Raw genomic sequence first — 20,623 nt, 5'->3', positions numbered from 1 at the left:
CCCCGAGGGACATGTCCCTGCCGACCGTGGCCTCATGGTCTTAAAGTTCGGTGGAAATCGCCGGGCTTCAAGTCTTATTTCGCCGATTTGGTCTGTGGCCTTCGCACAGACGCAAAATGTGAACAGATTGCGACGATCCGTTCGTGCCCGCATCGCCAACCCGGCGACAAAAGCGTCAGAAGCGGTCCTTGGCGGTGCGGATCGCGCCGAAAACCGCGGCATCTTCTGCACCGACCATATGAAGCGCGGCTTTCACGCTGGCATGATCGGCGCGCAGGAACGGGTTGGTTTCAAGTTCCTCGCCCAGCATCGAGGGCACGGTGGGCCGCCCCTCGGCCCTTGCAGCCTCGATGGCTGCGATCCGGGATATAAGCGCGGGATTGCCGGGTTCAATGGTGCGGGCGAAGCGGGCGTTGCTGGCGGTGTATTCATGGCCCGAGCAGACGGTGGTTTCGGGGGGCAGCGCGGCGAGGCGCGAGAGGCTGGCCCACATCATCGGGGCGGTGCCTTCGAACAGCCGCCCGCAGCCAAGCGCCATCAGGCTGTCGCCGGTGAAGACCATCGCGGCCTCGGGCAGGTGATAGGCGACATGGCCGACGGTGTGGCCGGAGACGTCGATGACATCGGTGCGGGTGCCGCAAAGGGTGACCTGCTCACCCGGCGCCACGGCCCGGTCCAGCGGCGGCAGCCGGTGGGCGTCGGTGGCAGCCCCGGTGACACGGGCGCCGGTGGCGGCGACCAGTTCTGGCACGCCCTGAATGTGGTCATCATGGTGATGCGTCAGCACGATATCCGTCAGGGTCCAGCGGCGGTCCGCCAGTGCGGCGAGGATCGGCGCGGCCTCGGGCACGTCGAAGCACGCCGTTTCCCGCGTTTCGGCATTGTGGACGAGGAAGGCGTAGTTATCGGACAGGCAGGGGATGGTGACAAGCTGCAGCATGGCGTTCCTCTGGGATCCGGGTATGGTGAAGGCCGACTTTGCCCAACGGAGCCGGCCGGCGCAATGCATCTCGACGTTCTGGACCTGCGCAATTTCTATTACCGCACGCCCTTGGGGCGGGTGGCGCAGAAGGCGATCCGCGACCAGATGATCGCCTTCTGGCCCGAGGCGCAGGGGCAGACGGTGGCGGGCTTCGGCTTTGCGGTGCCGCTGCTGCGCCCGTACCTGTCCACCGCGCGGCGGGTGATCGGGCTGATGCCGGCGCCGCAAGGCGTGATGGCCTGGCCGGCAGGTTTGGCGAATGTCTCGGTGCTGTGCGAAGAGGTGCAATGGCCGCTGGAGACGGGGATGGTCGACAAGCTGGTGCTGATGCATGGGCTGGAAACCTCGGAGCATCCGACGGCGGTGCTGGAGGAATGCCGGCGCGTGCTGGGGCCGGGGGGGCGGGCGATCTTCATCGTGCCGAACCGCGCCGGGCTCTGGGCGCGGCGGGACGTAACGCCCTTTGGTTTTGGCCGGCCTTATACGCTGGGGCAGCTCGACGCGCAGCTGCGCCGGGCAGGATTCGTGCCCGAGCGGCATCTGGCGGCGCTTTATATCCCGCCCACGAGCCGGCGATTCTGGCTGCGCTCTGCCCCGATGTGGGAGCGGATGGGGACCAGGATCAGCTCTGCCCTTGCTGGCGGGGTGCTGATGATCGAGGTTTCCAAACAGGTCTATGCGCCGACGCGGCCGGGGCTGGCGGCGGCGGTGCGGCGGCCCTTGCGGGTGCTGGAGGGGGTGGCGCAGCCGGTGCCGAGCGGCACGGTGGGGGCAGCGACCAGCGGCTGAGCGAGCCGTTCTGCGGGCCGGTCTCGGCTTTCTTGCGCTGCGACTGCGAGGTGAATCGCCGCACCGCGGCGAGCTCGCCGCCGAGGGGCCGTCGACGGAATTTCGACCCCTGCACGTATGTTAGCGCCCAAAGCCTGCCCTTTATTTTCCATCTTTTTGCTGACCCCGGGCCAAGTCTCAGACAAATCGACATTTTTGGGCGATGCCGGGACGCTCTTGGCGGTTGCGACACGGGCTTTGCTCTGCTAAACCCGCGCCGAATTTGGGTGTGTAGCGGAACTCCGCGCACGCCACGGGTCGCCCTCTACCTGCAGGGAGCAGGTCCGGGGCAAAGACATCGGAAGGGTGGACGTGTCCGAACCAGCTTCGATCTCCGCAAACATCGCCGGGCGCTATGCGACGGCCGTTTTCGACCTTGCGAAGGAAGGCGGCAGCCTTGCGACGCTGGAAGCCGACGTTTCGGCACTTGGGGCAGCGCTGAAGGAGAGCGCAGAGTTCCGCGACCTGATCGTCTCGCCGGTCTACAGCCGCGATGAACAGGCCCGCAGCATCGCCGCCATCGTGGCGAAGATGGGCCTGTCGCAACTGATGGCCAACACGCTGGCGCTGATGTCGGCCAAGCGCCGGCTGTTCGTGCTGCCGCAGCTGGTCACCGCGCTGAAAGACCGCATCGCCGCCGAGAAGGGCGAAGTGACCGCGGATGTGACCGCGGCCTCGCCGCTGTCGGCCGCGCAGTCCGAGCGCCTTGCAGCCGCACTTTCCAAAACGGTCGGCAAGACCGTCATCCTGAACACGGCCGTCGATGAAAGCCTCATCGGCGGTCTTATCGTCAAGGTTGGCTCGAAGATGATCGACACGTCGGTCGCCTCGAAGCTCGCCTCTCTCCAGCATGCCATGAAAGAGGTCGGATAATGGGAATCCAAGCAGCCGAGATCTCTGCGATCCTCAAGGAGCAGATCAAGAACTTCGGCCAGGACGCCGAAGTTGCCGAAGTGGGCCGCGTGCTCAGCGTCGGTGACGGGATCGCGCGGGTCCACGGGCTCGACAATGTCCAGGCCGGCGAGATGGTCGAATTCCCCGGCGGTATCCGCGGGATGGCGCTGAACCTCGAGGTCGACAACGTCGGTATCGTGATCTTCGGCTCGGACCGCGACATCAAGGAAGGCGATGTCGTCAAGCGGACCCAGTCCATCGTGGACGTTCCGGTGGGCAACGGCCTCTTGGGCCGCGTCGTCGACGCGCTTGGCAACCCGATCGACGGCAAGGGCCCGATCGTCTCGACCGAGCGCCGCGTGGCCGACGTCAAGGCCCCGGGCATCATCCCGCGCAAATCGGTGCATGAACCGATGGCGACCGGCCTGAAATCGGTCGACGCCATGATCCCGGTCGGCCGCGGCCAGCGCGAGTTGATCATCGGTGACCGTCAGACCGGCAAGACCGCCATCGCGCTCGACACGATCCTGAACCAGAAATCCTACAACGAAGCCGCCGGCGACGACGAGAGCAAGAAGCTCTACTGCGTCTATGTTGCCATCGGGCAGAAGCGCTCGACCGTGGCGCAGCTGGTGAAGAAGCTGGAAGAAAGCGGCGCGATCGCCTACTCGATCATCGTGGCTGCCACCGCCTCGGACCCGGCGCCGATGCAGTTCCTGGCGCCCTATTCGGCGACCGCCATTGCGGAATTCTTCCGCGACAACGGCCGCCATGCCCTGATCATCTATGATGACCTTTCCAAACAGGCCGTCGCCTACCGCCAGATGTCGCTGCTGCTGCGCCGTCCGCCGGGGCGTGAGGCCTACCCGGGCGACGTGTTCTACCTGCACTCCCGCCTGCTGGAGCGTTCGTCGAAGCTGAACGAGGATTTCGGCTCGGGCTCGCTGACCGCCCTGCCGATCATCGAGACGCAAGCCGGCGACGTGTCGGCCTATATCCCGACCAACGTGATCTCGATCACCGACGGCCAGATCTTCCTGGAAACCGAGCTGTTCTACCAGGGCGTCCGCCCCGCCGTGAACACCGGTCTGTCGGTGTCGCGCGTCGGCTCTGCCGCCCAGACCTCGGCGATGAAGTCGGTGGCCGGCCCGGTGAAGCTGGAACTGGCGCAGTACCGCGAGATGGCGGCCTTCGCGCAGTTCGGTTCGGACCTCGACGCCTCGACCCAGCGGCTGCTGAACCGCGGCGCGCGCCTGACCGAGCTGATGAAACAGCCGCAATACTCGCCGATGACCAACGCGGAAATCGTGATCGTCATCTTCGCGGGCACCAAGGGCTATATCGACGGCGTCCCGGTCAAGGAAGTCGGCCGCTGGGAAGCGGGCCTGCTGTCCTATCTGCGCAACAACCGCAAGGACCTGCTGGACGACATCACCCGGAACGACCGTAAAGTTGCGGGCGATCTTGAAAAGTCGATCCGCGCTGCTCTCGACGAGTACGCGAAAACCTTCGCCTGAGCGGGGGAGAGGACAGGGTTATGCCTAGCCTTAAGGACCTGAAGAACCGGATCGGAAGCGTGAAATCCACGCGGAAGATCACGAAAGCGATGCAGATGGTCGCGGCGGCAAAACTGCGCCGTGCCCAGGAGGCCGCCGAGGCCGCGCGTCCCTATGCCGAGCGCATGAACGCCGTCGTCGCGGGGCTTGCCTCCTCGGTCGCCGGGTCCGAAGGCGCGCCGCGCCTTCTGGCCGGCACCGGCGCCGACAAGGTGCATCTGCTTGTCGTCATGACCTCGGAACGGGGTCTGTGCGGCGGTTTCAACACCGTCATCGTCCGGCTGGCCCGGGCGAAGATCAACGAATTGCTTGCGGCCGGAAAGACGGTGAAGATCATCACCGTCGGCAAGAAGGGCCGTGAGCAGCTGAAGCGTGACTATGGCCAATACGTCGTCGGCCATGTTGACCTGTCCGAGGTCAAGCGCATCGGCTATGACAACGCGCAGGGCATCGCCCGCGACATCCTCGCCCGCTTCAATGCGAACGAGTTCGATGTGGCGACGATCTTCTACAACCGCTTCCAGTCGGTGATCAGCCAGATCCCGACCGCGCAGCAGGTGATCCCGGCGGTGTTTGACGGTGGGGCAGAAGCCTCGTCGCTTTATGACTACGAGCCTTCCGAGGAAGGGATCCTGGCCGATCTGCTGCCGCGCTCTGTCGCCACGCAGATCTTTACGGCGCTGCTGGAGAACGCAGCTTCGGAACAGGGTGCGCGGATGAGCGCGATGGACAACGCCACCCGCAACGCGGGCGACATGATCAACAAGCTGACCATCGTCTACAACCGCTCGCGCCAGGCCGCGATCACCACGGAACTCATCGAAATCATCTCGGGCGCCGAAGCGCTCTGACGGAACCGGAGAAACCACATGGCAAACGCAACTGGCAAAGTCACGCAGGTGATCGGCGCCGTCGTCGACGTGCAGTTTGAAGACAAGCTGCCGGCTATTCTGAACGCCCTCGAAACCGTCAACAACGGCAAGCGCCTGGTTCTGGAAGTCGCCCAGCATCTGGGCGAGAACACCGTGCGGACCATCGCCATGGACGCCACCGAAGGCCTCGTGCGCGGCGCCCCGGTGACCGACCTTGAAATGCCGATCTCGGTTCCGGTGGGCGACGCGACGCTTGGCCGGATCCTGAACGTGATCGGCGAGCCGGTGGATGAAAAGGGCCCGGTCAACGCGACCGAAACCCGCGCCATCCACCAGCCGGCCCCGCTGTTCGACGAGCAGTCCACCGAGAGCGTGGTGCTGGTCACCGGCATCAAGGTGATCGACCTGCTGGCCCCCTATGCAAAGGGCGGCAAGATCGGCCTGTTCGGCGGCGCCGGCGTGGGCAAGACGGTTCTGATCATGGAACTGATCAACAACATCGCCAAGGTGCACTCGGGTTACTCCGTGTTCGCCGGCGTGGGCGAGCGGACCCGTGAAGGGAACGACCTTTACCACGAGATGATCGAGTCGGGCGTTATCAACCCCGACGATCTGACGGCCTCCAAAGTGGCCCTTGTCTATGGCCAGATGAACGAGCCGCCGGGCGCCCGTGCCCGCGTTGCGCTGACCGGCCTGACCCTGGCCGAGCAGTTCCGCGACCAGTCCGGCACCGACGTTCTGTTCTTCGTGGACAACATCTTCCGCTTTACCCAGGCGGGTTCGGAAGTGTCGGCTCTGCTGGGCCGGATCCCCTCGGCCGTGGGCTATCAGCCGACGCTGGCGACCGACATGGGCGCCCTGCAAGAGCGGATCACCTCGACCAAGAAGGGCTCGATCACCTCGGTTCAGGCCATCTACGTTCCGGCCGATGACCTTACCGACCCTGCGCCTGCCGCATCGTTCGCGCACCTCGACGCCACCACGGTGTTGTCGCGTGCGATCTCGGAACTGGGCATCTACCCGGCCGTCGACCCGCTCGACTCGACCTCGCGCCTGCTCGACCCGGCCGTGATCGGGGAAGAGCACTACAAGGTTGCCAACGACGTGCAGCAGATCCTTCAGCGCTACAAGTCGCTGCAGGACATCATCGCCATCCTCGGGATGGACGAGCTGTCGGAAGAGGACAAGCTGACCGTGACCCGCGCGCGGAAAATCCAGCGCTTCCTGTCGCAGCCCTTCGACGTGGCGAAGGTCTTCACCGGCGCCGATGGCAAGCAGGTTCCGCTGGAAGACACCATCAAATCGTTCAAGGCGGTTGTGGCCGGTGAATACGACCACCTGCCGGAAGCGGCCTTCTACATGGTGGGCGGCATCGAAGAAGTGATCGCCAAGGCGCAGCGTCTCGCCGCCGAAGCGGCGTAAGGAGGCACAATGGCCGACACGATGCAGTTCGACCTCGTCTCGCCCGAACGGAAGCTGACTTCCGTTCAGGCGCGTGAGGTGCGCATTCCCGGGGCGGATGGCGATCTGACCGCCATGCCGGGCCATGCGCCGATGATCACGACGCTGCGGCCGGGCATCCTGACCGTGATCTCTGCCGAGGGCAGCACCGAGTATGCGGTGACCGGCGGGTTCGCCGAGATCACCGGCGACAGCGTCTCGGTTCTGGCTGAGCGCGGCCTGCCGACGACCGAGATGACCCAGGAAGTCTATACCTCCATGGTCGTCGAGGCGAAGCGGCATCACGAAAGCGCCCGCGAGGAAGCCGGCGAGGAAGCGGTGGAAGCCGCGGCCAAGCTGCTGGCCGACATGGTGGCGATGGGCACCCATATCGGGCTCGACCCGCACCAAGCGTCGCTCTGACGCTGGATGAGGAAGTTGTCGCAAGGCCCCGGGAAACCGGGGCTTTGTGCTTTTCAGCGGAGCCTTTGCAGGTCAGACTTGCAGAAGGCAGACAGGGCAGGGGCGGTCGATGCGGCGTCTGAGCAAGTTTCTCGTAGGGGTCGATCAGGGCTCCATAGTTCTGTTTTCCGACTACCAGCATGGCGGCGCGATGTGGACGGGATCGGGCCCGCGCGAGCTGCGCCAGCTGGTGTCGTTCTCCGAACGCTATGCCACGCCGCCTGCGGTGCAGGTGACGATCTCGATGTGGGACATGGACAAGAAGTCGAACCAGCGCGCCGACATTTCCGCCGACATGGTCACGGAAGAGGGCTTTGCCGTCGTGTTCCGCACCTGGGGCGACACGCGGGTCGCCCGGGTGCGCGCCGACTGGCTGGCGATCGGCGAACTGCCCAGTGACGATGACTGGGACGTCAGCTGACCGCCACGCAGGTTCAGCCGCGGGTGTAGAGGCCTTCGTAGATCGGCACGAGGGTGTCGGTCTCGAACAGTGAGGACACGCTGGTGCCGTTCCAGGTGTTCAGGATCGCTTGGGCAAACATCGGCGCTGTCGGCACGATGCGGATATTGGCGCAGGCCTTGACCGCTGCGGTCGGTTCGATGGAATCGGTGATCACCAGGTTCTTCATCACCGATTTGGAAATGCGCTCCACCGCCGGGCCCGACAGCACGCCATGGGTGATATAGCTGTGCACTTCCGTTGCGCCGGCTTCCATCAGCACCTCGGCGGCCTTGCACAGTGTGCCGGCGGTGTCGCACATGTCATCGACGATGATGCAGGTCTTGCCCGCCACTTCGCCGATCACCGTCATGCCCGCCACCTCGCCGGCCTTCTCTCGTCGCTTGTCGACGATGGCTAGCGGGGCGTTGATCCGCTTGGCCAGCTCGCGTGCCCGGGCCACGCCGCCGACGTCGGGCGAGACGATCATCAACTCGTCCATCCGGTTCTTGAAATTGTGCTCGATATCCAGCGCGAAGATCGGGGAGGCATAGAGGTTGTCCACCGGAATGTCGAAGAAGCCCTGGATCTGGGCGGCGTGCAGGTCCAGCGTCAGCACCCGGTCGATGCCAGCCTCGGTGATGAGGTTCGCGACCAGCTTGGCCGAGATCGGCGTGCGGGCCTTGGAGCGGCGATCCTGCCTTGCGTAGCCGAAATAGGGGATCACCGCGGTGATGCGCGCGGCCGAGGAGCGGCGCAACGCGTCGGTGATGATGAGCAGTTCCATCAGGTTGTCATTGGCGGGGTTGGAGGTGGACTGCACGATGAACATATCCTCGCCGCGGACATTCTCGAACACCTCGACGAAGATTTCCTGGTCGTTGAACCGCTCGACCCTGGCGTCGACCAGCCCCACGGACATGCCGCGATGCATGGACATGCGGCGGGCGATGGCGGTGGCGAGCGATCGGTTGGCATTGCCGGAGATGATCTTCGGCTCGGTGATGACAGGCATGAGGGCGGTCCTTCGGGGCGGTCGAATGACGGATTCGTGACGTTGCCCCCGCCTTAGCACCCGGCTAGCCTTGCCGCAAACCGCTCCTGCGGTTTTCGCGGTGCCGGGGTGAAGATCGGGCGAACGTGTCACGGGGAAACGAGGGCGCCATGCGCGATGAGATCAGGCCGGGGCCGGCCTTTGTGCAGCAGTTCGGGCAGGGGGCGCGGCGCGCGCTTGGCATCCATTGCTCGCTGGCGCATTCGGGGGCCTGGGCGCCGCTGATGGCAGAGCTGGGGGCGGCGCTGTCGATGACCGCCTTCGACCTGCCGGGGCATGGGCGGTCGGCGGCGTGGGAGCCGAGGCTGTGGGGCGGCGCGGATTACATCGGTGCGGCCTGCGCCACCGCGCTGGACCTGCTGCGGCAGGCAGAGGGGCCTGTGGATGTGATCGGCCATTCCTTCGGCGCGCTGGTGGCGCTGGCGGCGACGCTGGAGGAACCGGAGCTTGTGCGCACCCTGACGCTGATCGAGCCGGTGCTGTTCGCGGCCCTTAGGGACGGGCCGCACTGGCCGGCCTATCTGGCGGAGGCCGCGCCGTTCCGTGCCGCGATGCTGGCGGGCGATCACGCTTTGGCGGCAGAGGTGTTCGTGGGGCTCTGGGGCAATGGCCAGCCTTGGGAGAGCATCGACCCCCGCCAGCGCGGCAACTTCATCCAGCGGATCGGGCTGCTGGCCGATATCGCCCCGGCGAATGAGGGGGATTCGGCACGGCTGATGCTCCCTGGGCGGCTGGAGGCGCTGGCGATGCCGGTGCTGCTGATCCGTGGCCACCAATCACCGGCCTCGATCCCGGCAGTGATGGAGGTGCTGGCGGGCCGGATCCCCGGCGCGCGGCTTGAGGTGGTGGCGGGGGCCGGGCATATGCTGCCGCTGACCCATCCGGCGCCGGTGGCGGCGCTGATCGCCGCCCATCTCAGCCCCGGATAAGCGCCACGAAAGCGTCCACGTCGGCGTCGGTCGTGGACCACGAACAGACCAGCCGCGCCGCCAGTGCCTCATCGTCCGGCCCTTCCATCGACTGGTCGCCGGGCCAGAGGTAATAGGCGGCCCCCGCCGCCTGCGCCCTGCGGTGGCCCGCACGGGGGAAGGCGGCGAAGACCGAGTTCGCCTCGCATGGATGCACCAAGCTGGTCTGCGGGGCCGCCAGCAGCGCCGATGACAGCCGGGCAGCCGCAGCATTGGCCTGCGCCGCCAGCCGCAGCCAGAGCCCGTCCGTGAGGTAGGCCTCCATCTGCGCCGAGAGGAACCGGTGCTTGGAGAAGAGGTGCCCGCCACGCTTTCGCCGCAGCTCGAACTCCCGCGCGCGGGCGGGATCGAAGATCACCACCGCCTCGACCCCCATGCAGCCATTCTTGGTGCCGCCGAAGGACAGCACATCGACGCCGGCCTTCCAGGTCATCTCGGCCGGGGTGGCGCCGGTGGCGACGATGGAGTTGGCAAAGCGCGCGCCGTCCATGTGAACGGGCAGGCCGAAGCCGCGGGCGACGGCGGCCAGCGCCTTCACCTCCGACGGGAAGAACACGGTGCCATTTTCGGTGGCGTTGGTGATCGTGACCATGCCGCGCTGAACGTTGTGGATCCCGCCCCGGCCGATGAAGTTGATCGCCTTGTGTAGCGCATCCGGCGTCATCTTGGCATGGGCGCCTTCCACCAGCACCAGCTTGGCGCCGCCCGTGTAGAACTCCGGCGCGCCGCATTCGTCTTCTTCCACATGCGCATTGCGGTGGCAGAACACCGCGCCCCAGGGCTGGGTCAGGATCGCCAGCGACAGCGCATTGGCCGCGGTGCCGGTCGCCACCAGATAGACCGCCGCCTCGGGTGCCTCGAAGATCTCGCGGATCTTGGCGCGAACCCGGTCCATGATCTCGTCATTGCCATAGGGCGCGGCAAAGCCGGTATTGGCGGCCTGCAGCGCGGCCATCACCTCGGGCGCGGCGGCGGAGGTGTTGTCGGAGGCGAAGTTCATTCAGAGGTCCTCGATGATGTAGTCGTCCCAGTCTTCTTCGGGAACGTTGAATTCCGGCACCGTCCAGCCCTGCACCGATTGCCCGGCGGCATGGACCGAGTCCGGGTCGCCCGAGATCAGCGGGTGCCAGTCGAACAGCGGCTGGCCCTGATGGCGCAGGCGGTAAGCGCAGGTGGAGGGCATCCAATAGGCGATCTTGCTGATGGTCTTGGGCGACAGGCGCACGCAATCGGGCACGAACTGGTGGCGGATCTCGTAATTGGAGCAGCGGCAGCTTTGCCCGTCCAGCAGCTTGCAGGCGATATTGGTGAAGGCGATCTCGTTGGTGTCTTCGTACTCGATCTTGTTCAGGCAGCATTTGCCGCAACCGTCGCAGAGCGCCTCCCATTCGGTGGGATTCAGGCGGTTCAGCGGCAGCGTCCAGAACTCGGGGCGGAGGGGAGGGGCAGGGCGGGTCATCGCGCGGGACAGTGCAGTATGCGCGGACGGAAGGGAAGGGGCGGCCTTAGAGGCCGGCCAGGATGGCGCGGGCCTGTGCGCAATCGGCGGCCATCTGGTCCATCAGCGCGGGAAGCCCGTCGAATTTCAGCTCGGGGCGCAGGTAGTCGACGAAGGCGACCGACAGGTGCTTGCCGTAGAGGTCGCCGGAGAAGTCGAAGAGGAAGCTTTCAAGGTTCGGGGTGTTCGTCCCGAACATCGGCCGTACTCCGAGGCTGGCGGCGCCACCGTAGCTGCCAGCCTGCGGGCCCTCCAGCACGTCGACCTTCACCGCATAGACGCCAAGGCGCGGCAGGTGCAGCCCCTCGACGCCCATGTTCGCGGTCGGATAACCCAGCTCGCGCCCGCGCTTTTCGCCGTGGATCACCTCGCCCTCGATCCGGTGCCAATGGCCCATCATCCGGGCGGCATCGCGGGGGCGGCCTTCGGACAGGGCGGTGCGGATGGCGGTCGACGAAATCTCCTGCCCCTCCAGCCCCACCAGATCGGCAATGGTCACGCCAAAGCCGAAGCGGGCCCCGAACTCCTGCAGCCTGGCGACGGTGCCGCGGCGGCCCTTGCCGAAGCAAAAATCGGCGCCGACGGTTACGTGGGAGACGCCGAGGCCCTCGGCCAGAACCTCGCGGGCGAACTCATCGGCCTCCATCCCGGCCAGCTGGGCGTTGAAGGGCAGCTCGTAGAGCCAGTCCACCCCCAGCTTTTCCAGCCGGTTCGCGCGCGATTCGGCGTTCATCAGGCGGAAGGCGGGCGCACCCGGGGCAAAGTATTCGCGCGGATGCGGCTCGAAGGTCAGCACCCCCAGCGGGGCGCCCGGCTGGCGGGCCTGTGCGAGAACGGCCTGGTGGCCGATATGCACACCGTCGAAATTGCCCATGGCAATCGAGGCGCCGCGGTCGGCATCGGTCAGCCCGGTCCAGTCGGTCAGTCTGCGCATCGTCCCCCGGGGCGGGGAGCGGCCCGCCGGATCAGTCGAATTTGCGGCTTGGCGCCAGAACCACGGCCTCGCCCTTCAGGACGACGGTATCGCCCACGGCGCAGTGGGTTTCAAGGGTCACACGGCGCTTGGCATGGTCGATGGCGACCACCTTCACCTCGGCATAGACCATGTCGCCGGGGCGGACGGGGGCCATGAACTTCAGCGTCTGGCCCAGATAGACGGTGCCGTGGCCGGGAAGCTGCTCGCCGATCACCGCGGAGATGAGGCCGGCGGTCAGCATTCCATGGGCGATGCGCCCCCCGAAGATGGTTTCCTGCGCATAGGCTTCGTCCAGATGCACCGGGTTGCGGTCGGTCGAGACCTCGGCGAACAGCTCGATGTCGCGGTCGGTCACCTCCTTGCGGAGAGAGCGGACCATGCCGATCTCGAGATCCTCGATGCAGATCGTGCCGCGGGGGAAGTTGTCCAGCATGGTCATGAGTCCCGGCCCTGGGGTTTTGTTGCAGTGCAGCATAGCACTGCGGTGCCAACAGGCGCAACAGCCATCGGGTAACTAATTATCGTTTTGTGGCCATATATGGCAATAATGTTACTTTGCTAGCCGTGGCGGCCTGCTCAGCGCAGGCGGCCAATCGCGTATTGGGGCACCAGCTGTAGCGCTTCCAGCCAGCTGTCCAGCGCAGCGGATTCCGGATTTTCCACATCATTTCCAAACTCTTCCGCGGCGAGGCCCCCGGTGATGAATACCGTGTCGATACCCTCGCCAAGCCCGCCTTCGACATCGGTGCGGATGCCGTCGCCGATGGCGAGGAGGCGGGGGCTGTCGGTGCCGCCGAGAGCCGCGAGGCGGCGGCGGGCGAGGTCGTAGATCGGGGGGTGCGGTTTGCCGAAATAGAGGCTTTCGCCGCCCATCTCGGTGTAGAGTTGCGCCAGGGCTCCGGCGCAGTAGATGCGCTGGTCGCCCATGTCGACGACGATGTCCGGGTTGGCGCAGAGGAGCTTCAGACCGCGGGTCTTGGCCAGCAGGAACTGGGCGCGGTAGTCGTCAGGTGTCTCGGTCAGATCGTCGAACAGGCCGGTGCAGACGATGCCCTCGGCCTCTTCCAGCGGCACCCGCTCGATGGCGGGGGCATCCGCCCATTCCGGCGGTATCTCATTGAAAAAGTTCAGGTCCTTGTCGGCGCCGATGAAAAACACCTTGCGGCCGACGGCGCCTGCGAACATCGCATCCTGCGCGGCGTCCCCGGAGGAGACGACCACGTCCCAGGCATCGCGGGGCACGCCCATCCGGTCCAGTTGCACGATCACGTCGGCATTGGGGCGGGGGGCGTTGGTCAGCAGAACCACCTTGCCACCCCCGGCGCGGAAGGCCTGCAGCGCGGCCACGGCGGCCGGGTAGGGGGCGATGCCGTTATGGAGGCACCCCCACAGATCGCAGAGCAGCGCGTCATACTCCGCGGCGATTTCGGAGAGCGAGGAGAGGATGCGGGTCATGGGGAGGAACCTTCGGGGGAGGGTATGGAAAGCATATGGGAACGATATGGTTCCCGTATGGCAGGTCTGCGGGCATCCCCGCGAGGCAGGAAGGGGCGCCCGCGGGGGCGCCCCTCGAGCGATCAGAGCTTCAGCGCCGGGATGATCTGCTTCTTGCGGCTCATGATGCCGGGCAGCACCACGGTGTCGCCAGTGACGGTGCAGCCGAAGCTGGCCTCGGCGATGCGCTTGACCAGATCGTTCGGGACCAGCAGCGTCGCCTCTTCGCGCAGGATGTCGATCACGAACAGCATGACATGCTCGGCGCCGTCTTCGGCGGCGACGGCGGGCATGGCAGCCATCAGGCTGGCCTTGCGGTCGAGCACGATGCGGGGTGCGGTGGTTTCGAGAACCGAGATCCGCAGCTCGGTGCCGTCGATGGTGTATTCCTTGGAGTCCATCCGCAGCAGTTCCGCGTCCGAGAAGGCCGAGACATCGGATTTGGCGGCGAAGAGCTCGGCGGCAAATTCGGGGATCGAGACGCCGAGATCGGCGGCCAGCGCTTCCGCCACGGCCCGGTCATGCGGGGTGGTGGTGGGCGAGCGGAATTCCAGGGTATCCGACAGGATGCAGGACAGGATCGCACCCTTGATGCCGCGCGGGGCGCGGGCCAGATCGGCGCCGATCAGGTCATGCAGGATGGTCGCGGTGCAGGCCAGCGGGCGGATGGTGATGTCGATCGGGGTGCGGGTCTTGAGCCCGCCGACCAGCATGTGATGGTCGATGATGCCGAGGATCTTGGCGTCATTGATCGAGGGCGGCAGTTCGGCGGGGTTGTTGGTGTCGACGATGACCACGCTGTCATCCGCGGTGACATCGGCGATGATCTGCGGCTTGGGCAGGTCCCAGTGGGTCAGCATGAAGGCCGCTTCGGTGTTCGGTTCGCCGAGCAGCACCGGGATGGCGGGGGTGCCGTTCACCTCGGTCAGGTACCAGGCCCAGATGATGGGCGAGCCGGTGGAGTCGGTGTCGGGGGATTTGTGTCCGAGAACCTTGATCATGAAATAGTCCCTTCGGGTCGTGCCGCGCTGGCACAATGGAATGCGCCCGCCTTATAGGCGCTGCAGCATGGGTTGTCACCGGGGAAGGGCGCGCTGCGTCGCCCGTGGACAAGAGGGGGCGCTGCCCCCCGTCGCCCGCGGCGACTCCCCCCGGGATATTTGGACAAGGCAAAGCGGGGCGGGGGGGCGGACAGGGGAGGGGGGCGCGATCTAGGCGGATCAGTCGAGCGGGGTCTGGTGGTGCTGAAGGAGTTTCCAGTCCGTCTCGCGCCGGGCCCAGGTGGAGGAGCAGGCGGCGCGGAAGGGGGCGCCGTCGCTTGTGGCGGTGGCGATGTAGCCGAGGATGCAGAGGCCGTCGGTTTCCGCGAGGCGTTGGCCGGCCATGTCCACCTCGCGCCAGCGGGGGGCGGCTTCGAGATGGGCGGCGATGGCTTCGCCTTGCAGGATGCCGACGCCCGGCAGGACCATCAGGCAGGACGGGTCCATCAGCTTGGGCAGGTCGGGGAGGCCGCCAGTCCAGAGGGCGGTCTCGAAGGTCCAGATCGGTGAGGTCATGGCGGGGCTCCTGTCTTCTGGCGGGTCAACGCCGTCAGAAGGGCTGGCGTTCCAGCTCCCAGCCATCGGCGGCGAGCAGGGTCAGCACGCCATCGGGGCCGGAGAGGTGCGCGGCGCCGGCGGCGACCACCAGTTTGCGGGGGGCGGTGCCGTCCCCGGCCTCGGCCTCGATCACCTCCATCCAGGCGCGGTTGCGTTCGGTGAGGAGCGCGCGTTCGAGGAGGTCGAAATCCGCCTCGGCCTGCACCGGATCGGCCCCGGGGGCGCTCAGCGTCATCAGGCGGGAGAACTCCCAGATGCGGCGGTGCTCCTCGGCGAAATAGGCAGCGGTGAGGGTGGCGAAGACATCCTCGGCGGCATCGGCCAGCGGCAGCGAGGCGCGGATCATATCGAGCTGCTGGTCGATGGTGAAGCGGGAGAAGATGTCGAAGACGGTGTCATAGGCTTCGAGCGCGCGGGTGGGGGTGCCGGCCTCTGCGGCGCTGTCCATCAGCATCTTGTCGAGGCCCTGCATCGCCTCGCCGGCCTGCGGCATGGCGCAGGCGGGCATGCCCAGCATCATCGCCACATACCAGGGCTGCATCTTGGCGGCCATCATCCCGGGGATGCCGCGTTCGGTGAGTTCGCCCGAGAGTTGCGCCCATTCCGCGGGGGTGAGGCGTTCGAGGAGGCTCGGGCCCTCGGTGAGGAACAGCAGGTCGGGGCGGCGGCCGATCTCGGCCTGCATCTTGGCCATCTCGGCCTCGGTCGCCTCGACCAGCAGGACATCGGCTGCCTCTACCGCGGGGGCGAGGTTGTCCATGATGGCGGTCATCCGCGGGTCGAACATGTGCAGGGTGCCGATGACGGTGATCTCGGCCACGCCCTTTCGGGCCAGCCAGTGGTTGCCCTCAGGGTAGGACTGCCCTTCCATCGCGGCGGCCAGTGCCTCGGCTTCGGGCGCGGGGAGGTCCACGAGGAGGTCGGTGCCGGCGCAGGTGGGGCGGGCGGTTGTCTGGGGTGCCGTCTGGCCCCCGGTCTGGCTCTCGGTCTGTGCCAGAACGGCGGCGGGCAACGCGACGAGGGCGAGGGTGCAGAGCAGGCGGCGGAGCATCGGGAACCTCGCGGATGGCCGGGGCGGGTGGAGGGCGGACACGGCCCCACTCCCAAGCTGGCACCTGCAGCGGCGGGTTTCCAGACCGGGGCGGCGAATATCGGATCAATTTGCCGGGGGCGGGGAGTTGACACGGGATGGTGACCCGCTTACCTCTGCATCGCGTTAGCACTCACCCAAGACGAGTGCCAACGGATCTCAACCTGGAACCTAGGGAGTGTTACCAGATGGCTTTCAAACCGCTGCATGACCGCGTGCTGGTCAAGCGTGTGCAAGGCGAAGAAAAGACCAAGGGCGGTCTTATCATCCCCGACAATGCCAAGGAAAAGCCTGCCGAGGGCGAAATCGTCTCTGTCGGCGAGGGCGCGCGCAAGGATTCGGGCGAACTGATCGCAATGTCGGTGAAGGCGGGTGACCGCGTTCTGTTCGGCAAGTGGTCGGGCACCGAAGTGACCGTCGATGGCGAAGAACTGCTGATCATGAAGGAAAGCGACATTCTGGGCATCCTCTCCTGAGGGCTTTCGGGTTCGGCCGCCGGGCGATGCCCGGTGTCCTGAGCCCGGCCGTCAGGCCGATGCAAGAACCGCTTTCCTCCCCGTAACCCAAGACAACCAGGAGCAAATCCAATGGCTGCCAAGGACGTCAAATTCGATACCGATGCCCGCAATCGTATGCTGCGCGGCGTCAACATCCTCGCGGATGCTGTCAAAGTGACGCTCGGCCCGAAAGGCCGTAACGTCGTCATCGAGAAATCGTTCGGTGCCCCGCGCATCACCAAGGACGGTGTCTCGGTCGCCAAAGAGATCGAACTGGAAGACCGGTTCGAGAACATGGGCGCCCAGATGGTGAAGGAAGTCGCTTCCCGCACCAATGACGAGGCCGGCGACGGCACCACGACCGCCACCGTGCTGGCCCAGGCCATCATCAAGGAAGGCCTGAAGTCGGTTGCAGCGGGCATGAACCCGATGGACCTGAAGCGCGGCATCGATCTGGCCACCACCAAGGTCGTCGCGGCGATCAAGGCGGCTTCGCGTCCGGTGAAGGACACCGACGAAGTTGCCCAGGTCGGCACCATCTCGGCCAATGGCGAGGCCTTCATCGGCCGCCAGATCGCCGATGCGATGCAGAAGGTCGGCAACGAGGGTGTCATCACCGTCGAAGAGAACAAGGGGATGGAGACCGAGGTCGAAGTCGTCGAGGGTATGCAGTTCGACCGTGGCTACCTCTCGCCCTACTTCGTGACCAACCCCGAGAAGATGGTTGCGGATCTGGAAGACGCCCTGATCCTGCTGCACGAGAAGAAACTCTCGTCGCTGCAGCCGATGGTTCCGCTGCTGGAAGCCGTGATCCAGTCGGGCAAGCCGCTGATCATCATCTCTGAAGATGTCGAAGGCGAGGCTCTGGCCACGCTGGTCGTCAACAAGCTGCGTGGCGGCCTGAAGATCGCTGCCGTCAAGGCTCCGGGCTTCGGCGATCGTCGCAAGGCGATGCTGCAGGATCTGGCGATCCTGACCGGTGGTCAGGTCATCAGCGAAGACCTCGGCATGAAGCTGGAGAATGTCACCATCGACATGCTCGGCAAGGCCAAGAAAGTCTCGATCACCAAGGACAACACCACCATCGTTGATGGCGGCGGCGACAAGGCCGAGATCGAAGCCCGTGTGTCGCAGATCCGCGCGCAGATCGAGGAAACCACCTCGGACTACGACAAGGAAAAACTGCAAGAGCGCGTGGCCAAACTGGCTGGCGGCGTTGCGGTGATCCGCGTTGGCGGCATGACCGAGACCGAAGTGAAAGAGCGCAAGGACCGCGTCGATGACGCCCTGAACGCGACCCGTGCGGCCGTGCAAGAAGGCATCGTTGTCGGCGGCGGCGTGGCGCTGATCCAGGCTGGCAAGGTGCTTGAAGGCATGACCGGTGCGAACAGCGACCAGACTGCCGGTGTGGCCATCGTCCGCAAGGCGCTGGAAGCTCCGCTGCGCCAGATCGCGCAGAATGCTGGTGTCGACGGTTCGGTCGTGGCTGGCAAGGTGCGCGAGTCGAATGACCCGGCCTTTGGCTTCAACGCCCAGACCGAAGAATATGGCGACATGTTCGCTTTCGGCGTGATCGACCCGGCGAAAGTCGTGCGGACCGCGCTGGAAGATGCAGCCTCGATCGCGGGCCTGCTGATCACCACCGAAGCCATGATCGCTGAAAAGCCGCAGGACAAGTCGGGCGCCGGCGCTGGCGGCGGCATGGGCGGCATGGGCGGCATGGACGGCATGATGTAACTACGGCAGATATTCTGCCGTAACGGAAAGGGGCCCCCGGGGGCCCCTTTTGCTTTTGCAGGCGACGGCCCTGCCGCATAAGCTGCGGCTTGGGGCGCTAACAGGGAGGCGGGGGCATGTGGCTCTATTCCGCGATGTCTGGTGTATTTCCTCGTAGTTTCATGGCGAAGGTGTTCTTCGTCGCGTTCGTTGGAACGCATCTTCCGCTTCTGGCGCTGATCGGATGGATGCTGGCCGATCCCGATGTCTTTGCCGGCTCGCGCTTTCAGGTGCTTGGGGGCGCAGTGGCTGCCACGGTGTTTGGCACCCTGGCCACGCTGCTGGCGCTGCATGAGATCCTGAAGCCGATCTACCGCGTCGAAGAGACGATCCGCACCTTTGAGGTGGCGGGCACCGCCCCGCCCTTGCCGTTCGGGTTTCAGGATCAGGTCGGGCGGCTGATGGCCAGCACCAACCGATTGATCCTGGCGGTGGATGACCGGATCGACACCGAACGCCGCGCCGCCGAGACGGATCCGCTGACCGGCCTGCTGAACCGCCGCGGCTTTGATGCGCGGGTCAACGATGGCGCGCCGGGGGCGATGCTGATGCTGGATATCGACGGGTTCAAGGCGGTCAATGATCACTTTGGCCATGCTGTCGGGGATACCGTGCTGCGCGATGCGGCGGTGATCCTGTCGGGCGCGGTGCGCCGGCGCGACGTTCTGGCCCGGTTGGGGGGCGAAGAGTTCGGGGTGTTCCTGCCTGGCCTGACCATCGGCGATGCGCGCGAGGCCGCAGAGCGGCTGCGCTCGGCGGTGGCAGGCCAGCTGCGTGCCCAGACCGAGCCGGTGACGGTGTCAGTGGGCGTGGCGATGTCGCGCCCGGGCCTGAGCCGTGATGCGATGATCGCCGAGGCCGACCGTGGCCTTTACGCCGCAAAGCAGGGCGGACGGAACCGGGTCTGCATGGCCGTCGTTGCCCAAGGCGGTATGGCGACGGCGTAAGCACCCTCGCGCCGCGATTGCGGCGGTGTCCCGGCGGAAGTGCGGGCGGCCGGACATCAGGGGCGCTGCCCCGGGAAGGGCGCGATGAGACTGTTCCAATGCCAATGCTGCGGCCAGGTGCTGCACTTTGAGAACACCAAATGCCTGCGCTGCGGGCGCAATGTCGGCTATCTGCCGGAACGCGGCCAGATGCTGGCGGTCGAGCCCGAGGGCTCAGTCTGGGTGATTGCGGGGGATGCGGTGCCCGGCGAGGCCAAACCCAGCGATGACCGGAAGAACGATCCCGAAACCGCGGGCGATCTTGGTGATCATGAAGCCGGGTATCGCTTTTGCGCCAACTGGGAGCGGAGCGCCTGCAACTGGATGCTGCCGGCGGGCGAGGGCGAGGCGTTCTGCCTGGCCTGTTGCCACAACCGCACTGTGCCAGACCTCTCGGATGCGGTGAACCATACCCGCTGGCAGAAGATCGAGGCGGCAAAGCGCCGGCTGGTCTATTCGTTGCTGCGCCTTGGCCTGCCGCTGCCGCGGCCCGGGGAGGGGCATCCCGAACCGCTGGTCTTCGACTTTCTGGCCGATGCGCCGGGCGCCACCGAACGGGTGCTGACCGGCCATGCCGACGGAGTTGTCACCATCTCGCTGACCGAGGCCGATGATGCCACGCGCGAGAAGATGAGGACGGATATGGGTGAGGCTTATCGCACGCTGCTGGGGCATTTCCGCCACGAGGTCGGGCATTACTACTGGGATATCCTCGTGCGCGATGGCGGGCATCTCGAGGAGTTCCGGGCGCTGTTTGGCGATGACCGCGAGGATTATGCCGCGGCGCTTGGCCGGCACTATGCCAATGGCGCGCCGACGGGCTGGCAGGAGTCGCATGTCAGCGCCTATGCCACCATGCACGCCTGGGAGGACTGGGCCGAGACCTGGGCGCATTATCTGCATATGGTCGATACGCTGGAAACCGCGGCGGCCTTTGGCCTCAGCGTCGAGCCAGAGCTGGACGATGATGGAGAGCTGAGCACCGAGCTGGATTTCGACCCGCACAAGGTGCGGCGGGTCCGCCGGCTGCTGGGGGCCTGGATGCCGCTGACGGTGGCGCTGAACGCGCTGAACCGGTCGATGGGGCAGGCGGACCTCTACCCCTTCGTGCTGCCCCCGGCCGTGCTCAAGAAGCTGAGCTTCGTGCATGACCTTGTTGCACAGGCGCGCAGCGCCCCAGCCTAGCGCGAATTTTGCACAAATTCGGTGCGAC

22 protein-coding genes are annotated in these 20,623 nt (G+C 66.0%); 12 read left to right on the top strand and 10 right to left on the bottom strand.

All coding sequences use genetic code 11. The features are described 5' to 3' along the window. Nucleotides 1–175: 175 nt before the first annotated feature. The gene (gloB, locus tag Q8S30_RS12740; protein WP_305666387.1) at nucleotides 176–940 is read right to left on the bottom strand and encodes a hydroxyacylglutathione hydrolase; all 765 of its coding nucleotides are present in this window, start codon (nucleotides 938–940) and stop codon (nucleotides 176–178) included. A gap of 63 nt (nucleotides 941–1,003) precedes the next feature. On the opposite strand from gloB, the gene Q8S30_RS12735 reads away from it, so the two are divergent. From Q8S30_RS12735 to Q8S30_RS12705, 7 genes are all read left to right on the top strand, one after another. Further along, nucleotides 1,004–1,771 (top strand): class I SAM-dependent methyltransferase, encoded by a 768-nt coding sequence (locus Q8S30_RS12735; protein ID WP_305666386.1) that lies wholly within the window; start codon nucleotides 1,004–1,006, stop codon nucleotides 1,769–1,771. A 351-nt stretch (nucleotides 1,772–2,122) separates the two neighbouring features. Next, complete coding sequence (locus tag Q8S30_RS12730; protein WP_305666385.1) at nucleotides 2,123–2,683, top strand: F0F1 ATP synthase subunit delta; 561 nt, start codon at nucleotides 2,123–2,125, stop codon at nucleotides 2,681–2,683. Then, nucleotides 2,683–4,221, top strand: coding sequence for a F0F1 ATP synthase subunit alpha (gene atpA / locus Q8S30_RS12725; protein WP_305666384.1), 1,539 nt, complete (start codon nucleotides 2,683–2,685; stop codon nucleotides 4,219–4,221). Before Q8S30_RS12730 ends, atpA begins: the two co-directional genes overlap by 1 nt. 20 nt (nucleotides 4,222–4,241) lie before the next feature. Continuing rightward, nucleotides 4,242–5,111: a F0F1 ATP synthase subunit gamma gene (locus tag Q8S30_RS12720; RefSeq protein ID WP_305666383.1), complete on the top strand. Its 870-nt coding sequence runs from the start codon at nucleotides 4,242–4,244 to the stop codon at nucleotides 5,109–5,111. Between the two features lie 18 nt (nucleotides 5,112–5,129). Then, nucleotides 5,130–6,554: a F0F1 ATP synthase subunit beta gene (gene atpD, locus Q8S30_RS12715; protein ID WP_161344971.1), complete on the top strand. Its 1,425-nt coding sequence runs from the start codon at nucleotides 5,130–5,132 to the stop codon at nucleotides 6,552–6,554. A 9-nt stretch (nucleotides 6,555–6,563) separates the two neighbouring features. Continuing rightward, nucleotides 6,564–6,995 (top strand): F0F1 ATP synthase subunit epsilon, encoded by a 432-nt coding sequence (locus tag Q8S30_RS12710; RefSeq protein WP_305666382.1) that lies wholly within the window; start codon nucleotides 6,564–6,566, stop codon nucleotides 6,993–6,995. A gap of 109 nt (nucleotides 6,996–7,104) precedes the next feature. Continuing rightward, the gene (locus Q8S30_RS12705; RefSeq protein WP_305666381.1) at nucleotides 7,105–7,455 is read left to right on the top strand and encodes an H-type lectin domain-containing protein; all 351 of its coding nucleotides are present in this window, start codon (nucleotides 7,105–7,107) and stop codon (nucleotides 7,453–7,455) included. Nucleotides 7,456–7,468: 13 nt separating this feature from the next. On the opposite strand, the gene Q8S30_RS12700 is transcribed toward Q8S30_RS12705, so the two are convergent. Further along, nucleotides 7,469–8,488, bottom strand: coding sequence for a ribose-phosphate pyrophosphokinase (locus Q8S30_RS12700; protein ID WP_305666380.1), 1,020 nt, complete (start codon nucleotides 8,486–8,488; stop codon nucleotides 7,469–7,471). A gap of 149 nt (nucleotides 8,489–8,637) precedes the next feature. Here Q8S30_RS12700 and Q8S30_RS12695 point away from each other — a divergent pair, with 149 nt between their 5' ends. Further along, nucleotides 8,638–9,456 (top strand): alpha/beta fold hydrolase, encoded by an 819-nt coding sequence (locus Q8S30_RS12695; RefSeq protein ID WP_305666379.1) that lies wholly within the window; start codon nucleotides 8,638–8,640, stop codon nucleotides 9,454–9,456. Here Q8S30_RS12695 and Q8S30_RS12690 read toward each other — a convergent pair. From Q8S30_RS12690 to Q8S30_RS12655, 8 genes are all read right to left on the bottom strand, one after another. Next, the gene (locus Q8S30_RS12690) at nucleotides 9,443–10,495 is read right to left on the bottom strand and encodes a low specificity L-threonine aldolase (RefSeq protein WP_305666378.1); all 1,053 of its coding nucleotides are present in this window, start codon (nucleotides 10,493–10,495) and stop codon (nucleotides 9,443–9,445) included. The two genes, Q8S30_RS12695 and Q8S30_RS12690, sit on opposite strands and share 14 nt — an antisense overlap. Then, nucleotides 10,496–10,954, bottom strand: a complete 459-nt coding sequence (locus Q8S30_RS12685; protein WP_305666377.1) for a YcgN family cysteine cluster protein — start codon at nucleotides 10,952–10,954, stop codon at nucleotides 10,496–10,498. It lies immediately after the preceding gene. A gap of 46 nt (nucleotides 10,955–11,000) precedes the next feature. Next, nucleotides 11,001–11,927 (bottom strand): bifunctional riboflavin kinase/FAD synthetase, encoded by a 927-nt coding sequence (locus Q8S30_RS12680; protein WP_305666376.1) that lies wholly within the window; start codon nucleotides 11,925–11,927, stop codon nucleotides 11,001–11,003. 31 nt (nucleotides 11,928–11,958) lie between these two features. After that, nucleotides 11,959–12,402, bottom strand: coding sequence for a MaoC family dehydratase (locus tag Q8S30_RS12675; protein WP_305666625.1), 444 nt, complete (start codon nucleotides 12,400–12,402; stop codon nucleotides 11,959–11,961). A gap of 143 nt (nucleotides 12,403–12,545) precedes the next feature. Beyond that, nucleotides 12,546–13,424: a TIGR01459 family HAD-type hydrolase gene (locus tag Q8S30_RS12670; RefSeq protein ID WP_305666375.1), complete on the bottom strand. Its 879-nt coding sequence runs from the start codon at nucleotides 13,422–13,424 to the stop codon at nucleotides 12,546–12,548. 122 nt (nucleotides 13,425–13,546) lie between these two features. Then, the gene (locus Q8S30_RS12665) at nucleotides 13,547–14,464 is read right to left on the bottom strand and encodes a manganese-dependent inorganic pyrophosphatase (protein ID WP_305666374.1); all 918 of its coding nucleotides are present in this window, start codon (nucleotides 14,462–14,464) and stop codon (nucleotides 13,547–13,549) included. A 219-nt stretch (nucleotides 14,465–14,683) separates the two neighbouring features. After that, nucleotides 14,684–15,019 (bottom strand): DUF4440 domain-containing protein, encoded by a 336-nt coding sequence (locus Q8S30_RS12660; RefSeq protein WP_305666373.1) that lies wholly within the window; start codon nucleotides 15,017–15,019, stop codon nucleotides 14,684–14,686. Nucleotides 15,020–15,053: 34 nt separating this feature from the next. Further along, nucleotides 15,054–16,112 carry a TraB/GumN family protein gene (locus tag Q8S30_RS12655; RefSeq protein WP_305666372.1) on the bottom strand — a complete coding sequence of 353 codons (1,059 nt, stop codon included), beginning with the start codon at nucleotides 16,110–16,112 and terminating at the stop codon, nucleotides 15,054–15,056. A gap of 227 nt (nucleotides 16,113–16,339) precedes the next feature. Between Q8S30_RS12655 and groES the strand changes: the two genes are divergently transcribed. The 4 genes from groES (at nucleotide 16,340) to Q8S30_RS12635 (ending at nucleotide 20,595) form a co-directional block, all read left to right on the top strand. Continuing rightward, nucleotides 16,340–16,627: a co-chaperone GroES gene (gene groES / locus Q8S30_RS12650; RefSeq protein WP_066810924.1), complete on the top strand. Its 288-nt coding sequence runs from the start codon at nucleotides 16,340–16,342 to the stop codon at nucleotides 16,625–16,627. 111 nt (nucleotides 16,628–16,738) lie between these two features. Further along, on the top strand, nucleotides 16,739–18,385 hold the full coding sequence (gene groL, locus Q8S30_RS12645; RefSeq protein ID WP_305666371.1) for a chaperonin GroEL: 1,647 nt from the start codon (nucleotides 16,739–16,741) through the stop codon (nucleotides 18,383–18,385). Between the two features lie 161 nt (nucleotides 18,386–18,546). After that, nucleotides 18,547–19,371: a GGDEF domain-containing protein gene (locus Q8S30_RS12640; protein ID WP_305666370.1), complete on the top strand. Its 825-nt coding sequence runs from the start codon at nucleotides 18,547–18,549 to the stop codon at nucleotides 19,369–19,371. A gap of 84 nt (nucleotides 19,372–19,455) precedes the next feature. Then, nucleotides 19,456–20,595, top strand: coding sequence for a putative zinc-binding metallopeptidase (locus tag Q8S30_RS12635; RefSeq protein ID WP_305666369.1), 1,140 nt, complete (start codon nucleotides 19,456–19,458; stop codon nucleotides 20,593–20,595). Nucleotides 20,596–20,623: the final 28 nt, after the last annotated feature.

It is taken from the genome of Frigidibacter sp., assembly GCF_030695035.1.
Classification (GTDB): domain Bacteria; phylum Pseudomonadota; class Alphaproteobacteria; order Rhodobacterales; family Rhodobacteraceae; genus Frigidibacter.
The sequence above is the reverse complement of the archived record's forward strand: the minus strand, read 5'-3'. Positions and strand labels throughout refer to the sequence as shown.

Coding starts and splice junctions, on each gene's coding strand:
- gloB (WP_305666387.1), bottom strand. CDS start 940: ATGCTGCAGCTTGTCACCATCCCCTGCCTGTCCGATAACTACGCCTTC.
- Q8S30_RS12735 (WP_305666386.1), top strand. CDS start 1,004: ATGCATCTCGACGTTCTGGACCTGCGCAATTTCTATTACCGCACGCCC.
- atpA (WP_305666384.1), top strand. CDS start 2,683: ATGGGAATCCAAGCAGCCGAGATCTCTGCGATCCTCAAGGAGCAGATC.
- Q8S30_RS12720 (WP_305666383.1), top strand. CDS start 4,242: ATGCCTAGCCTTAAGGACCTGAAGAACCGGATCGGAAGCGTGAAATCC.
- atpD (WP_161344971.1), top strand. CDS start 5,130: ATGGCAAACGCAACTGGCAAAGTCACGCAGGTGATCGGCGCCGTCGTC.
- Q8S30_RS12710 (WP_305666382.1), top strand. CDS start 6,564: ATGGCCGACACGATGCAGTTCGACCTCGTCTCGCCCGAACGGAAGCTG.
- Q8S30_RS12705 (WP_305666381.1), top strand. CDS start 7,105: ATGCGGCGTCTGAGCAAGTTTCTCGTAGGGGTCGATCAGGGCTCCATA.
- Q8S30_RS12700 (WP_305666380.1), bottom strand. CDS start 8,488: ATGCCTGTCATCACCGAGCCGAAGATCATCTCCGGCAATGCCAACCGA.
- Q8S30_RS12695 (WP_305666379.1), top strand. CDS start 8,638: ATGCGCGATGAGATCAGGCCGGGGCCGGCCTTTGTGCAGCAGTTCGGG.
- Q8S30_RS12690 (WP_305666378.1), bottom strand. CDS start 10,495: ATGAACTTCGCCTCCGACAACACCTCCGCCGCCGCGCCCGAGGTGATG.
- Q8S30_RS12685 (WP_305666377.1), bottom strand. CDS start 10,954: ATGACCCGCCCTGCCCCTCCCCTCCGCCCCGAGTTCTGGACGCTGCCG.
- Q8S30_RS12680 (WP_305666376.1), bottom strand. CDS start 11,927: ATGCGCAGACTGACCGACTGGACCGGGCTGACCGATGCCGACCGCGGC.
- Q8S30_RS12675 (WP_305666625.1), bottom strand. CDS start 12,402: ATGCTGGACAACTTCCCCCGCGGCACGATCTGCATCGAGGATCTCGAG.
- Q8S30_RS12670 (WP_305666375.1), bottom strand. CDS start 13,424: ATGACCCGCATCCTCTCCTCGCTCTCCGAAATCGCCGCGGAGTATGAC.
- Q8S30_RS12665 (WP_305666374.1), bottom strand. CDS start 14,464: ATGATCAAGGTTCTCGGACACAAATCCCCCGACACCGACTCCACCGGC.
- Q8S30_RS12660 (WP_305666373.1), bottom strand. CDS start 15,019: ATGACCTCACCGATCTGGACCTTCGAGACCGCCCTCTGGACTGGCGGC.
- Q8S30_RS12655 (WP_305666372.1), bottom strand. CDS start 16,112: ATGCTCCGCCGCCTGCTCTGCACCCTCGCCCTCGTCGCGTTGCCCGCC.
- groES (WP_066810924.1), top strand. CDS start 16,340: ATGGCTTTCAAACCGCTGCATGACCGCGTGCTGGTCAAGCGTGTGCAA.
- groL (WP_305666371.1), top strand. CDS start 16,739: ATGGCTGCCAAGGACGTCAAATTCGATACCGATGCCCGCAATCGTATG.
- Q8S30_RS12640 (WP_305666370.1), top strand. CDS start 18,547: ATGGCGAAGGTGTTCTTCGTCGCGTTCGTTGGAACGCATCTTCCGCTT.
- Q8S30_RS12635 (WP_305666369.1), top strand. CDS start 19,456: ATGAGACTGTTCCAATGCCAATGCTGCGGCCAGGTGCTGCACTTTGAG.